The sequence below is a fragment of the Petrachloros mirabilis genome (assembly GCF_975968855.1).
The window spans coordinates 1-13,404 of sequence record NZ_CDLUDY010000177.1 but is presented as its reverse complement, the minus strand read 5'-3'; the positions used below and the strand labels follow the sequence as shown (position 1 = coordinate 13,404).

The window sequence follows — 13,404 nt, the reverse complement described above, 5'->3', positions numbered from 1 at the left end:
GGCGACGATGGCGTAGGGATTGCGAAGGGCGCCTCGGATCATGACCGGAGAAGTCTCCTATCGGCAATGAAATGTGGCGACGGTGAGAGGAGGGTTATCAAACAATCTCCTCGCAAGGCAAGACCATAAGCTTGGCGGGAATCGCCGCGCCTTGCTGGCGTGTAGACAAGACATCGCGGAGTAACCGGAAGGCTTCGATGGCTACCCGGGCTTGCTCGTCCGGCAATGCCATCATTACCAACGCATTTTCTCCGTGAGTCAGGAAAGAACCGAATGCATCGCCGGTTTCTCCCGCGCCGTGGACTTTTGGAACGTACGTGTAGGCATGTATCTTCTGATTTTTGAGGAAAGCCAAGATCTCGTCCTGTAACGAGTCACGAAAAGTTAGGAAAAGCATTTTCATCGCTTCATCACCTCGGCAGATTTATCCGAATCGCACTCGCCTACAATTCCTGTCAGGCCGGAAAATGGTTTCCATGCGCAACACCTATAACAGGTTAAAGTTACGGATGTGTAAACAAATGGGGAAAATTGAACTGGCACTTCATTTCTCGGATAGAAGCCTTCCCCTAGAGCACTTAGCCAGATCGAATCCGCTTTCCTGCAATCAGAAACTGGGGCATCCGGAAACGGTTCGCAGGCGTCGCCGCGCGGCTTAGGACAGAGGCGCTACCTCAGGAACGAGTCGCGCGCACACTGTGCACGGTTCCCGTCTCCCTCGTGTCATATCCCCCGAGAGCCTCGACCTCTCCTCTAAACTGACGTGTGACGATGGTGTCGAAGAACCCCTGCAGAACCGGGTGAGCTGTGAGGTACGATGTGGGAACGACGAGATCGTATCGACCTTCCTGTAGAGGAATAAACCCCAGTCCGTAATAATTGGCGGCGAATCGGACGCCGATGCCGGCGTCGGCCTGGCCTTCGGAAATCTGTCGGGCCACGTGAAAGTGAGACAGCGCCGTCCGGTCATAGCCTCGCACGCGATCCGGCGCGATACCAGCCGCACCCAGCCGTTGATCAAGCAGAATACGGGCACCGGCCCCGACTTCCCGGTTGACCAACCGCACGTCTGCACGTGCCAGATCGGCTATCCCTCGAAGGCCCTTTGGGTTCCCCGCACCAACAACTAGCCCCTCTTCCCACCGCGCAAAGGTCACGACTGTAACTTCGAGTTCTTTGAGGTGCGTCCGGACGTAGGGCAGATTTGACTCGCCAGACTTACTATCCACGATGTGAAGCCCGGCAATATGCACTTCCCCGCGCTTCAAGGCTTCCAACGCAGCTCCGCTCCCCATTGTCCAACCGACCACCGTCGCGGCATTTGTTCGGCGTCTCAAATATTCGTCCACCAGAAAGATTGCGGGATCGCATCCCGCCACAGCGATTTCCTGGTCGATCAAACGACGGTCCCGCAGAAGCTGCACGCGCACCTTACGCGGAGCAATCACCTTCTTCGGAGACATCGTCATCCCGTCGGCAAGCAACCCGTCCGCCGGAACGACGTAATTGAGCAGTTCACCCAATTGCGCCACCGGCCGCACAATCAACCGGTTCCCGACGCGAGCCACCTTCACCCGTGCATGGCCGGCCGGCCATGAGGGATGCGGCCAGGGGACCAGTTCGCCCTGAATGACTTCACCCGTCGATATGAGTCGAAAGAGATCCTCCACGCGGCAGTTCAGCGCCTCCGCCAAACGAAGTGCTACCGCTGTCGTCGGAAGGTACTGGTTGGCTTCGATCGCGCTGACGGCTTGCCTCGTGATGCCGGAAAGCGCCGCGAGATCCGTCTGAGAGAGACCCTTCCCATTGCGCAACTCACGGAGTCGATTTTCGATGTTTTCAGCCGGCTCGGCTCGATGGCTTAGTCCCATGATCAAAAGCTTGTAGCACAAAACATTGCATTATGTAAAGTATACTTGCCCGCTCATGGTCGTCCACCGCCCACCAGGCGTCAACCACAGCTCGTTCCACAAGCTTTCAGAATGGCGCGCCACTTCCCTATCCGTCACGATCTGGCGTTGACCCAAGCCACGTGAATACGGAAGGCCGTGCTGAGTCGCACCCGAGAGTCACAAATGCCACCCCCGATGGGCGAAGCCAGAATGGCCGTGTAGAGATTTATGTGAAGCCGGCAGTGGAAAGGAAAGAGCAGGAAGCCCTTCAGACGCCGAAGTAACGTTTTCGAATGGAAGCGACGCCTAAACCTATCCTCTACGTATCGTCAAACTACCATTGGTTTCGGCAAATTATTTCCACCGCTGAACGAATTGTTTCATCAATCAGCTCGGAACTCGTTCTGCCTCCAGGCTTCATACACCACAACCGCGACCGCGTTCGAAAGATTCAAGCTCCGACTTCCGGAAACCATCGGAAGCCGGATACGCCGGTCCTCTGAAAAACCCCCAAGAAGGTCCATTGGCAAACCGCGCGTTTCCGGACCGAACACAAACACATCACCGTCGACATATGCCGGCTCGTCGAATCGCCGCGTGCCCTTTGTCGACACGGCAAACAACCGCCTGTTTTTAAAACGATCGACGCAGTCCGACCATGTCTCATGCACGACAACGGAGGCGAATTCGTGATAATCCAGCCCGGCACGACGCAACTGCCGATCGTTGAACTCAAAACCCAACGGTTTCACCAGATGCAGGTGAACGCCAGTATTGGCGCAGAGACGAATGATATTACCTGTATTGGGGGGAATCTCTGGTTGATAGAGGATGACGTCGAACATGTGGCGCGGCGATTGCGTCCCTGCAAAAGAATATCGGACGCAGTGTACCATGCCGGAACAACAAAGTGATGTCCCGTTACGGATGTTCGTCCCATCACGCTGAATGCAATAGCGGACAATAATGATCTGACAAATTAGAGGCTTGACTCAGCAGGAGGTTGAATCGGCAGGTGGATCGTAAACGTCGTCCCTTTTCCCTCTTCGCTTTCGACGGTAATCCGACCGCCATGCGCAGCGATGGCATCTTTGACTATTCTCATCCCCAGTCCTGTCCCCCCGGATTTCGTGCTCATACGATGATTTGTAAACAGTCCGTCGCGAACCGCTGGCGGCATTCCCCGTCCCGTATCCACAACACTTAATACGATTGTTTGCTCATCGGGATCATGACGACCGCGAACCGTGATAGTTCCCCCGAGAGGCACTTCTGGAATTGCGTTATGGACAAGGTTGTAGAAGGCGGAGTAGAGCCGTTGGCTGCTCCCCGTGACGGCCGGCAGAACATCAAGCCCTTCCAGCTGCAGCGATATGTGTTTCTGCCTCAAGAGAATCCGCAATGCTTTGGCAACCTGATCGGCAATCTTTCCGAGCTCACAAGCCTCCGACTTCCATGGAGCCTGGTTCACGGCAACATAGTCGGCAATCCCTTTCATGCGGTCCTGTATCCGTTCTGCCGTTGTCCGGAATAATTGCAGAACTTCTTCGCACGCCTGCTGACTGTCCTGCCCGCGATTCGATCCACTTTTCGGAAGTTGCTTGAATAGATCATTGATCTCCTCCGCTAAGAGGTCGGTTCCAGTGACAAGCGGCATGAGGAGATTCTTGGTATCGTGAGTGACTTCTCCAAGAAGTTGGCTCATGTATGCGTCATGCCCGCTCTGTTCCATTGCGCGAGCTACAACGGAATCGATGTCGCTCGGAAGAAACGGCTTTGTGACATAGTCGACCGCGCCCTCTTTCATCGCCTCGACAGCCAGCCGAATTGTTCCATGGGCGGTCAGAATGACGACCGGAAGATTGGGCCACCGTTTGTGGATCTGTTTTAGCGCGTCAATCCCGCTGAGCTTGGGCATCATGACATCAAGCAGCACAAGGTCCAGCTCCTGTGACTCCACAGCCGCTAAGGCCGCCTTTCCGTCCCCAGCCGTCACCACTTCGTGTCCCATCCACTTGAGCCGCTCCGAAAGAGCCAAGACAATGTCTGGTTCATCATCAGCTACCAGGATTCGCATGGTCCGCACTCCCTCAGCCTTTTGAGGAAGAACACTGTTGGCCGCCGTCTGTGAGTGGGTCTGTATCATAAGTTTGGATCCAGCAAGAACCACGCCAGAAACTCATTAGTGTGAAATCCATAAGTTTCCGGAGAAGTTAACAGTGTAAGCCCGGGTACGAGCGGCAAATGATGAATCAATTTAAATCGATACCGGATCAATTCCGATTCGTGCCGTTCAAACCTTCACGTTCGCCCGCTCCTTCTTTTACGTACTTTTCGTGTATTGGGAAGCGGGTTAGCCTCTCTGAGAATTCCCTCGGTGAAGAGGCCATCTCAACGCGTTTAAGCTGACTCTACTCCCAATTAATATGATGCCGATTGCTCTCCGAATTTGGCAGTCAGAGGGTCCTTCATGTCTGGACTACTGTGGCCGTGTCGGCGACAAAACGCCTCATTCAACGTTCCGTCCCTGTGAAGCCCGGAGGAGACCAGTTACGATAGAGGGCCGCAGTAACAGTCTGTTCGGGCGAGCCGAATTGGAGGAAGAGGTATCCATTAGGCACCTCAATTTTCCCCATTTGTTTACACATCCGTAACTTTGGCCTGTTATAGGTGTTGCGCATGGAAACCATTTGCACTGCATTTTTTCATGAGGACCCCGATGGGCCACATTCTGCCTCGCATGTTCTTTCCCATCGTCACCACCAAGGACGAGAAACATTCCGCCGGATGCCACCTCGTTTTATTCATCGTCATAGTAGTCTCGGCCTCCTCTGCTCAGGCCTGGGATTGGGTTCCGTCGGATGAAGACATTCAGAAATATCGGCGAAGCTGGAATCCCTTTTCCCACGGACCGATCCTGCACACAGCAGTCGATCTCCAACCGAGAGGACAATACCTGCTTCGCCCGTTCATATTTTCTCAGATCGGTGAACATTCGTTCGACAATCAGTTCAGCTCCTTTTTCGATCGAAACAACGGACCGGTCCACCTTTACAGCGTGCAACACCCATCATTGGAATTTGCCTATGGACTTTCGGACCACTTTCAGCTCGGCCTTACCACTTCGGTCCAATCATACTGGGCACGGGAAAATGGAAAGATGGATAACTACACACGATTTGGTGATACATCCTTCGCCCTCAAATATCGCCCGATCATCCAGGCTCCCGATTCGGCTGTCCCGTCAATCACTTTGTTTGAGCATATCGTGGTCCCAACGGGAAAATGGGCGGGAACCAGTAAGCCACCGGGCGGATTCGCCCCGATCGGTCGCTTCCCGACGACGAGATTCGGAGAGATCGCCTTGACTCAAGGCATCATGACCAGGAAAAACCTGCAGCCGTTCCGTTGGCAAGCCGGCATTTTCTACACCTACTCAGCTCCTGGCGAGAGCAACGGCACGTCCACGTATACTGGCGACCTGATCAATACGCGCGTCTCGTTCGAACACATCCTTGACGACAAAACCGGCTTTGGATATGGCCTTGAACTCGTGACACTGCACGGAGCAACCTGGCGGCTCGATGGTCATAACATCAATGCCGGCCAGAAAAGCGGCTTCAGCACAATCGGGGTTGAACCCACTCTTCAATGGCGCTTCTGGGACACAAACTTTGTATGGGCTTTCGGGGTTCTTTTCACGGTGGCGGGACAGAACTCTATCGAAGCTATTTATCCGAACCTTTCCATCTTCTACTATTGGAGCCAGACCGGTAAGGTCTTAATGCGATGATTGAAGGGAACGTAACTTGATTTTGCTTCCACTGATGCGCACAATTTTTCCACACAACGAAGCCTCGGCGAAATTTGTTGCAGTCCCTCGGAAGTGGAATCGAAGGTCGGGCCGGCGGCGAGCCGGGATCCCCGGGAGCTAGCAACTTCAACCGGCCGTCCGTTCTGCAGGAGACAGAAGTTTGCTTTCGCGCGCTCTCTCCGTTGTTCTTCTTCCTTCTTAAGTCGTGTTTATCGTGGTGTCCTGGGTGAGTTGCGCCATGTCTAGAGCGTGGAACCCGGGCAATCAGGTGCGGATCGTGATGGCATGACAGGTGTAAATTATACTTGACATATATGTAAAGTATACATTACACATCGGCCATGCTTACTGAGGGCTTGAAACCCTGCGGCTCGCTCACTTCATGGAAGGCGCGGGATTCTTCAAAAAGAGGGAGGCGGCGAGGGGCAGACGCGGTCCGATGGCTCTTTCTTGTGGGTGCGTTGATGATTTCGATTCAGCCATCCCAAGTTATAGCGGAACCGCTCGTCATCCTGACTTCCCCTAGGCTGGAGAAACCACTCGTCGGCCTCGCAGTATCCTTTGAGTCGTCGCATCCGGATGTGCACATCAAGATCCTTCTCGATTCCGGTTTGGGCCTCCGAGGGACCGTCGCGAGGTTGCAGAACGCAGGACTGTACGGAGTCGAATCCGGCGTCGTTCACATCGTCGCTCCGGCAGATCAGCAACTGCTCGATCGACTCGAGGATCGACATTATGTGCTCCCCAGTACTCGACGACCATTCGCTATGGATCGTTTGGTACTCGTCTCAACGGTTGACAGGCCGACACCTATCGATTCCTTCGAAGACCTGCGCAGCGCCACGACGGTCAGCATTGTCGTGGCTGACCCCGATGTCAGCGAACTCGGTCATCGAACTCAATCCGCCCTCCACCATCTGCAATGGAGCGATGCCAAGACCGATCGGGTCATCATGTCGCACGACGCTAGGGGAGTGCTCGATCGAATTATCCATCGCAAAGCCGACGTTGGGATTCTCTTTGAACATCAGGCAGTAGCGGCTGGGGGGGGCATCAAAATCATTGCACCGCTACCACAGGAGATCGCACCGCCTGTGATTTATGCGATGGCGATGGAACGGTTTTGTCCGAACCGACTGTTGTGCCAGTCGTTCCTGGATTTCACGCAATCGCAGGAGGCTCGCACGATCTTGGCAGGACTCGGGTACGGCGCAGCACGCACCTCAAGAAGAGACGAGATCACTGGTGAGGTGAGCGGAACTGGAGAAAATGAAGTCGGCGACCCTGCCACCGACTCGCCATGGTGGGTACGCGTTCTTAATTTGTTCAGATCCGATATGGGAACGAAGCGGTCGTTTGTCGAGTGAGTCGTACCGGTGAGGGCCAGTGATTCCGATTAGCGGAAGGAGCGTACCGTGTTTGAGGAAAATGGAGAAGTAGCCCGACTACTTTGCGTGAGCGTTCTGGCCGGGAATCTATTGCTGTATGCAGGTTGTGCCAGGCTGCCGTACGTGGTTGACACCGTTTATCAGGATTCCGGGGTTTCGATCACGCTTCAGCAAGAGGTGGCTTCAGTCCGATATTCCCATCCCGTCACGTTATCCGCGGAGGAACTGTCGGCGATTCTTCGTGCCTTCTCCATACGAGAGAAGGTGAGCATTCCGCTTCGCTGGTTCTCCGAAGAGAAGACGCCGGATCGGTTGTTTCGTGAGAATGAGATCCGATCGCTCGAGTCGCATCTTCGGCGCGCTCTTTCCCGTGTCCAGCCTGATCAACGAGTTGCATTCGAGCTGTATGCACCGGGGAAAAATCCGTCTGTCGACCGGCAGGTAACATCGGGATGGATCGCTGTTCGGGGCCCGTTTCTGTTGTTGCACATCGACTTCTTCCGTTCGCTCCTGTCGAGCCATGGGACCTCGGTGTACGAGGCCGACCGGTACGCGACTCCGCCACCGCTGCCGAACTCCTACGACTTGTTTTTTGAACCGAGTCGATTCTGGAGCAAGGACCCGGTGACAGGTCGTCGAGGCGTTGAATACAGAGACCTTCTGAACACACTGCCTTCGACAGGGGCAACCGGAAAACCATCACGCCCAATTGCTCCATGAGCGGGTCTCTCTTCACACCATCGTCACGTCCTGAAAAGGAGCTGCGTATGTCGCCGTCTCGGGGACGAATCATTTCGCGCAGACCGCTGACTGTCGTTGGATTTGCACCGCTGCTGATTTGTCTGGGAATATCGCAACCTCTCGGGGCGGCAGAAACAGTCAAGATGGTGGAAAAAGAAGGTCAACACGAGTTTGTCGGATCCCAGGATCCGGCGGTGAAGCTGCTATTGGAGCGGGCGGTCAAGCAGGGCACAATCACACCGGAAGAATACGAGGAAGTACAGCGAGCGTCGGAGGAGCGGGAGCGGCTGCTCTCGCCCAGCTTCAAAGCCTGGTACGACAGGGGCTTCAACTTCTCGATGAATGACAATAAATTCTTCCTGAAGATCCGCTTTCGATCCCAACTTCGTTTCACACAGCGGTTCCAGAATGACGCATGGCGAAATCCTGGCGATGCGAAGAACTACCCAGAACTACTGGGAGTGTTCGGTGATTACCGTGCCACCAGATTGGACAACAGCGCATCGTCGTTCAACGTGCGCCGCGCCCGGCTCTACTTTATGGGACACCTGTTCAGCCCCGACTTCAAGTACTTTATACAGATGGCCGCCGAGACAGCGGAGAATGCGCAAACACCCAGTGCGGTCAGGGTTCTGGATTGGGCCTTCACGAGCACCCATTTTCCGCTGTTGAACCTCCAGCTAGGTCAGTACAAGGTGTTTTTCAACCGGGCGCAGATTAACTCGACGGCATCAATGCAATTTGCTGAACGTGCACTGGTTATGGATAGCTTCACAGCAAGCGGACTGGACCGGCGGGACATCGGTATCACTCTTATGAACGATGAGGAGGTCTACCCGGTAAACTACTACCTCGGCGTCTTCAACGGAGCCGGACCAAGCTTCAACCGGTTGGGTGGGTTCTCCAGTGAGCAACCGACCGAAGGCTGCCCTGGGGGAACGACTGGGCAGAACCCACTCCCGTCTCCGAGCGGATGTCCTTCCCCACAACGGAACATCAATGGCAATACCCGGTTTGACGTCAACGAGCTCATGTACACGGCACGCTTGAACTGGAATGTCTTGGGCCGCCCCGGTTACGGGGAAGGTGATTTGGCCTATTCAGAGACGCCGCAGTTTGCTCTCGGCGGCGGTGTTGCCTACAATCCCTCAGTCAATACCAGCTCGAACAGTTCCTATATCGGCACGGACCTCGCGAACCTGAATTTCCGCCGGGCCCTTGCGACATTTGGAAACGGTCGTCAACTCGGATGGGGGACCGTCGACTTCTTTACGTGGACGGTCGACAGCATCTTCAAGTACCGAGGGTTTTCACTCCAGGGCGAATACTACTTTAAGAACATAAACAGGCACGATAAGGGGCTGCCCTGCATGCAACCGGTGGCCAACAATGATCCGGCTACGGGATGTGTGGCCTTTGCGCCTGGCCTGCTCGGGAACGCGACGGGTTTCTACGTCCAGAGCGGGTATTATCTGATCCCGCGTCAGCTCGAGATTGCTGCTCGCTATGCCTACTGGGATCCTGATACTCACTCGGGAGGCGACATCATCAATGAATTTGATGCGTCGTTGAATTGGTTCCTGAACGGAACCTACGATCATCAGATCATGATCACGTACAGCAACATTCAGATGGGCACCGGGGGCTATGCCATTGGGCGAAGCGCCCCGCTGCCCCCGCAATCCGGAACAGTCCCGCTCGACGCAGTTGGCGGAACGTTGATCCAAAATGTGATTCGTGTCCAATATCAAATTTTCTTCTAGACATGCGAAGAATTTGGCGAATAACATTTTCCTTCAGAGGAAGGCAGATCCCCTGTGATGTGAATAAAATTGGGATCGTGCCCCTGTTCTTCATCGAATTGATACGGTTCCGGGAATGAATCGGGAGGAAGGTGTGATCCGCGTTTTTACGATATCCCTGCGGGGGTTGCAGGGAGGAAAAGGATTGATGGCAATCATCGCATTGCCGACCATCTTGCTGAAGCCGATTTCCGCCATCGGTGCGGAGTTGATCATTGCGGCGGCATCGGATCTCAATTTTGCGTTCAAGGACCTCGTTCCCGAGTATGAAAGGACGACTGGCAATCGTGTGAAGTTGTCGTTGGGGTCGTCCGGAAATTTCTATTCTCAAATCAAGAATGGAGCGCCGTTCGATCTGTACTTCTCAGCCGACATCGCGTATCCACGGAAACTTGAAGAGGCGGGTCTGGCGGTACCGGGCTCGGTCTATCGATACGCGGTTGGTCGCATTGTCTTGTGGGCGGAAAACAACGCAAAGCTGGACATCTTGAAAGGGATCGATGTCTTGCGCGAAACGGCGATCAAGAAAATTGCCATCGCAAACCCCAAGCACGCGCCATACGGTCGGGCTGCAGTGGCTGCGATGGAGCACTATGGTGTGTATAGTTTGGTGAAGGACAAGCTGATCTTTGGCGAGAACGTGTCGCAAACAGCACAGTTTGTCGAGTCGGGCGCGTGCGACGTCGGGATTATTGCCCTGTCCTTGGCGCTGGCTCCTGCGATGAAGACGGCGGGAGCATATTGGGAGATTCCGGCGTCGGCCCATCCTTCTCTTGAGCAAGGTGTAGTGATCTTGCGATCGTCGAAGCAGCAGGATGCGGCGCAAGCGTTCGTCGATTTTCTCAAGAGCGAAACGGCGCAAGAGGTCATGACGCGATATGGTTTTACGCTGCCGAACTGAGCGAATCGTCGTCCTGCTGTGCACGGTCGGTGTCATGTGCGTTGCGGGATGTTCTGATGCGGTTCAACTCAGACAGGAAACGGAAACAGGCGGGACCGTCACCTACTTGTATAAAGAGGATCGAGGAGGTCCGATGGGATCGCCCTATCGCAAGGAAGCGCTGCAGGTGATCAACAAGAAATGTCCAGCCGGCTACGTCGTTGTTCGGGACGGGGAAGTCAAGGGTTATGCGAGCATGTCAGGCAGGGATGGCCGGGAAGGGGAAGTGACCGGCAGGCATTGGGGGATTCAGTTCCGCTGCAAGTAGTGTGGATCGATTGTTATATATCCGGAGGAAAGGAGATCGACATGAAGCTCAGTGCACGGAATCAGTTCCAAGGAACGGTGACCAAGATTACTGAAGGACAGGCGATGGCGGAGGTGATCGTGAAAGTCGGCACCCTCGAATTTGTCGCGGCCATTACCGAAGGATCCGTGAGGAACATGGGCTTGAAGGTCAACGACTCGGTTATGGTCGCGGTCAAGGCTACGGAAGTCATGATCGGCAAGTAACATCCGTTGACTTTGCAGATCACGGCTCCCTACGATGCGGCGGATTGGCAGGTGTAAAACAAAGGCGGACCGGTGAATTGGATAGCGATCTGGGTCTCTGTTAAGTTGGCCAGCCTCACGGCTGCCGCGCTGCTGATCATGGGTCTGCCCATCGGCTATTGGCTCACGTTTTCAAAATGGCGGTGGAAGTTTCTCGTCGAGTCGATTGTGGCCTTGCCGCTTGTGCTCCCGCCTACGGTACTGGGGTTCTATATTCTTGTCGCGATCGGACCGCAGAGTCCTGTCGGGCGTATCTATATCGAAATAGTCGGACATCCGCTTCCGTTCACGTTCGAGGGTTTGCTCTTCGCGTCCATTCTCTACAGCCTCCCCTTTGCCGTCCAGCCGTTTGCGACTGCGTTTGAACAAGTCGACAAGAAGCTCATTGAAGCCTCCTGGACCTTAGGGCTCTCCAAGGTCAAGACGTTTTTTAAACTCATCATACCGCTTTCGATGGCAGGACTGATCACGGGCATTGTGCTGAGTTTCGCCCATACCTTGGGTGAATTCGGCGTCGTGCTGATGGTCGGCGGCAATATCGAAGGCGTCACACGCACCGTCTCTATTGATATTTACGATGAAGTGCAGGCGTTGAACTATACAGGTGCGGCACAAACAGCGGCATTTCTGCTGACGATTTCATATCTCGTGCTGCTTTTGGTCTACGCCATGAACCGGCGTGTGTGGTCGGTATGGCCGCAGAAATAGCGCTCGATATCCGCAAGACCTTCCCGGGCCGAGCGACGATCGATGCTCAGCTCACGTTTCCTCTTGATCCTGCCTCCGTTACGATTCTGTTCGGTCCATCCGGTTCAGGGAAGACGACGATCCTGCGCTGTCTGGCCGGTCTTGAACAGCCGGAGCAGGGGACTATCAACTTCAATAGTCAACCGTGGCTCGATGTGACACGAGGGATTGCTCTCCCGCCTCAAGCCAGAGGTCTCGGCTATATGTCGCAAGACTACGCGTTGTTTCCCAATTACACGGTGGAGGGGAATATTGCCTATGGCCTGGGTGACTGTTCCGGCGCAGAAAAGACGAGAAGAGTAAGTGAAGCGTTGCGGCTGTTGCAAATCGAAGGGCTGGCTCATCAGCGGCCGGTGCAATTGTCAGGCGGGCAACAACAGCGCGTTGCGCTGGCGCGGGCGATTGCCAGAAGGCCGAGGCTCCTCTTGTTGGACGAACCGCTCTCTGCGCTCGATGCGCCGACGCGGGCAAAGCTTTGCGGGGAATTGCGAATACTCCTCACGCAATTGGCCATTCCCTCCGTTGTCGTCACGCACGATTGGACGGAAGCGTTGGCCCTGGGAGATCAGATTGCCGTGATCGACGACGGCCGCGTCTTGCAAACGGGCCGGCCTCAAGATGTCTTCAGCCGACCGGCCAATGCTGACGTCGCACGTGTGGTCGGTGTCGAAACGGTCGTGCAGGGAACAGTCACTGAATTGCACGAAGGATTGGCGACAGTCCAAGTTGGAGAAAAGTTGCTCACTGCCGTCGCATCCCATGGGACAGACCGGGATGTCTTTGTCTGTATTCGAGCCGAAGATGTGACGCTTGAATCATCGGGAGCCGGGGCCACAAGTGCGCGTAATCATCTTGCGGCGACCGTACGTGCGATCACATCGACCGGCGCTCTGGCGAAAGTGACGGTCGATTGCGGGTTTCCATTGACGGCGCTGGTGACGCAATCGGCTCTTAGTGAGTTGCGCCTGCTCATTGGCACTCCTGTCAAAGCTGCCTTTAAGGCTGGATCAATTCATTTGGTTCCCCGTCAATAAGCTGAAGTCCTGTAGTCTTTCCCCTCTAGTCCTGTTCAGATTTACTCTCCCCAAGTTCTGTGGATAACCCTGTGTGTAGCATTGAGAGCGATGAAGAAACCGGTGCATTTCGACCGCACAGTGACCTGATTGCCTATTTTTTGGGCATTGGGTAGCACTGTTCTTGATCCACCATATCTTGTGGTCTTTAAAGATTAAAGTGGAAGGATTGGTTATCTCCTGTCTGGAAGCGGTGTTTTGTGCTGTCGGATGTGCGTTGCCTTGATGGGACTGTCGTTTGATTTGAAGTTATACACAGATCCCGCATCGCCACAGCGGTTTCATAACATTATATGGATGCTGAATCTGAGCCATCGATAAGGGGTTGACAAGCTGTCAGTGATGTGTAACCATTGGTTACACATGAAACCATCCGATCTCAAGCGTGTCCGAGAACAACTGGGGCTGACGCAGCAGCAATTAGCTGATGCATTGCACACGACTCGTGTGTCGGT

Annotated in this window: 14 protein-coding genes; 10 read left to right on the top strand and 4 right to left on the bottom strand. The window is 54.6% G+C overall.

Annotated features, from left to right (window positions below; all coding sequences use genetic code 11):
- Window positions 1-97: 97 nt before the first annotated feature.
- The 4 genes from ACWVCN_RS07300 to ACWVCN_RS07285 all read right to left on the bottom strand — a co-directional run bounded on the left by ACWVCN_RS07300 (window position 98) and on the right by ACWVCN_RS07285 (window position 3,969).
- Window positions 98-403 carry a hypothetical protein gene (locus ACWVCN_RS07300; RefSeq protein WP_455244902.1) on the bottom strand — a complete coding sequence of 102 codons (306 nt, stop codon included), beginning with the start codon at window positions 401-403 and terminating at the stop codon, window positions 98-100.
- Window positions 404-674: 271 nt separating this feature from the next.
- On the bottom strand, window positions 675-1,871 hold the full coding sequence (locus tag ACWVCN_RS07295; protein ID WP_455244901.1) for a substrate-binding domain-containing protein: 1,197 nt from the start codon (window positions 1,869-1,871) through the stop codon (window positions 675-677).
- A gap of 404 nt (window positions 1,872-2,275) precedes the next feature.
- A complete protein-coding gene (gene trmL, locus ACWVCN_RS07290; protein ID WP_455244900.1) occupies window positions 2,276-2,737 on the bottom strand; it encodes a tRNA (uridine(34)/cytosine(34)/5-carboxymethylaminomethyluridine(34)-2'-O)-methyltransferase TrmL in 462 nt (153 codons plus the stop codon).
- A gap of 134 nt (window positions 2,738-2,871) precedes the next feature.
- Complete coding sequence (locus ACWVCN_RS07285) at window positions 2,872-3,969, bottom strand: ATP-binding response regulator (RefSeq protein WP_455244899.1); 1,098 nt, start codon at window positions 3,967-3,969, stop codon at window positions 2,872-2,874.
- A gap of 642 nt (window positions 3,970-4,611) precedes the next feature.
- Here ACWVCN_RS07285 and ACWVCN_RS07280 point away from each other — a divergent pair.
- From ACWVCN_RS07280 to ACWVCN_RS07235, 10 genes are all read left to right on the top strand, one after another.
- Entirely contained in the window at window positions 4,612-5,685 is a 1,074-nt protein-coding gene (locus ACWVCN_RS07280) for a hypothetical protein (RefSeq protein WP_455244898.1), read from the top strand.
- A gap of 485 nt (window positions 5,686-6,170) precedes the next feature.
- Window positions 6,171-7,073: a molybdate ABC transporter substrate-binding protein gene (locus ACWVCN_RS07275; RefSeq protein ID WP_455244897.1), complete on the top strand. Its 903-nt coding sequence runs from the start codon at window positions 6,171-6,173 to the stop codon at window positions 7,071-7,073.
- A gap of 48 nt (window positions 7,074-7,121) precedes the next feature.
- Entirely contained in the window at window positions 7,122-7,814 is a 693-nt protein-coding gene (locus tag ACWVCN_RS07270) for a hypothetical protein (RefSeq protein ID WP_455244896.1), read from the top strand.
- Between the two features lie 47 nt (window positions 7,815-7,861).
- Window positions 7,862-9,598, top strand: a complete 1,737-nt coding sequence (locus ACWVCN_RS07265; protein ID WP_455244895.1) for a porin — start codon at window positions 7,862-7,864, stop codon at window positions 9,596-9,598.
- 115 nt (window positions 9,599-9,713) lie between these two features.
- Window positions 9,714-10,538 carry a molybdate ABC transporter substrate-binding protein gene (gene modA, locus ACWVCN_RS07260; RefSeq protein ID WP_455244894.1) on the top strand — a complete coding sequence of 275 codons (825 nt, stop codon included), beginning with the start codon at window positions 9,714-9,716 and terminating at the stop codon, window positions 10,536-10,538.
- Complete coding sequence (locus ACWVCN_RS07255; RefSeq protein ID WP_455244893.1) at window positions 10,516-10,845, top strand: hypothetical protein; 330 nt, start codon at window positions 10,516-10,518, stop codon at window positions 10,843-10,845. The genes modA and ACWVCN_RS07255 overlap by 23 nt, the downstream gene beginning before the upstream one ends.
- 41 nt (window positions 10,846-10,886) lie before the next feature.
- On the top strand, window positions 10,887-11,090 hold the full coding sequence (locus ACWVCN_RS07250; RefSeq protein ID WP_455244892.1) for a TOBE domain-containing protein: 204 nt from the start codon (window positions 10,887-10,889) through the stop codon (window positions 11,088-11,090).
- A gap of 72 nt (window positions 11,091-11,162) precedes the next feature.
- Window positions 11,163-11,837 carry a molybdate ABC transporter permease subunit gene (modB, locus tag ACWVCN_RS07245; protein ID WP_455244891.1) on the top strand — a complete coding sequence of 225 codons (675 nt, stop codon included), beginning with the start codon at window positions 11,163-11,165 and terminating at the stop codon, window positions 11,835-11,837.
- Entirely contained in the window at window positions 11,822-12,910 is a 1,089-nt protein-coding gene (locus ACWVCN_RS07240; protein WP_455244890.1) for an ABC transporter ATP-binding protein, read from the top strand. The genes modB and ACWVCN_RS07240 overlap by 16 nt, the downstream gene beginning before the upstream one ends.
- A 381-nt stretch (window positions 12,911-13,291) precedes the next feature.
- The coding region (locus ACWVCN_RS07235) for a helix-turn-helix domain-containing protein (protein ID WP_455244903.1) at window positions 13,292-13,404 on the top strand (113 nt) is incomplete at its 3' end.

Coding starts and splice junctions, on each gene's coding strand:
- ACWVCN_RS07300 (WP_455244902.1), bottom strand. CDS start 403: ATGAAAATGCTTTTCCTAACTTTTCGTGACTCGTTACAGGACGAGATC.
- ACWVCN_RS07295 (WP_455244901.1), bottom strand. CDS start 1,871: ATGGGACTAAGCCATCGAGCCGAGCCGGCTGAAAACATCGAAAATCGA.
- trmL (WP_455244900.1), bottom strand. CDS start 2,737: ATGTTCGACGTCATCCTCTATCAACCAGAGATTCCCCCCAATACAGGT.
- ACWVCN_RS07285 (WP_455244899.1), bottom strand. CDS start 3,969: ATGCGAATCCTGGTAGCTGATGATGAACCAGACATTGTCTTGGCTCTT.
- ACWVCN_RS07280 (WP_455244898.1), top strand. CDS start 4,612: ATGGGCCACATTCTGCCTCGCATGTTCTTTCCCATCGTCACCACCAAG.
- ACWVCN_RS07275 (WP_455244897.1), top strand. CDS start 6,171: ATGATTTCGATTCAGCCATCCCAAGTTATAGCGGAACCGCTCGTCATC.
- ACWVCN_RS07265 (WP_455244895.1), top strand. CDS start 7,862: ATGTCGCCGTCTCGGGGACGAATCATTTCGCGCAGACCGCTGACTGTC.
- modA (WP_455244894.1), top strand. CDS start 9,714: ATGAATCGGGAGGAAGGTGTGATCCGCGTTTTTACGATATCCCTGCGG.
- ACWVCN_RS07255 (WP_455244893.1), top strand. CDS start 10,516: ATGGTTTTACGCTGCCGAACTGAGCGAATCGTCGTCCTGCTGTGCACG.
- ACWVCN_RS07250 (WP_455244892.1), top strand. CDS start 10,887: ATGAAGCTCAGTGCACGGAATCAGTTCCAAGGAACGGTGACCAAGATT.
- ACWVCN_RS07240 (WP_455244890.1), top strand. CDS start 11,822: ATGGCCGCAGAAATAGCGCTCGATATCCGCAAGACCTTCCCGGGCCGA.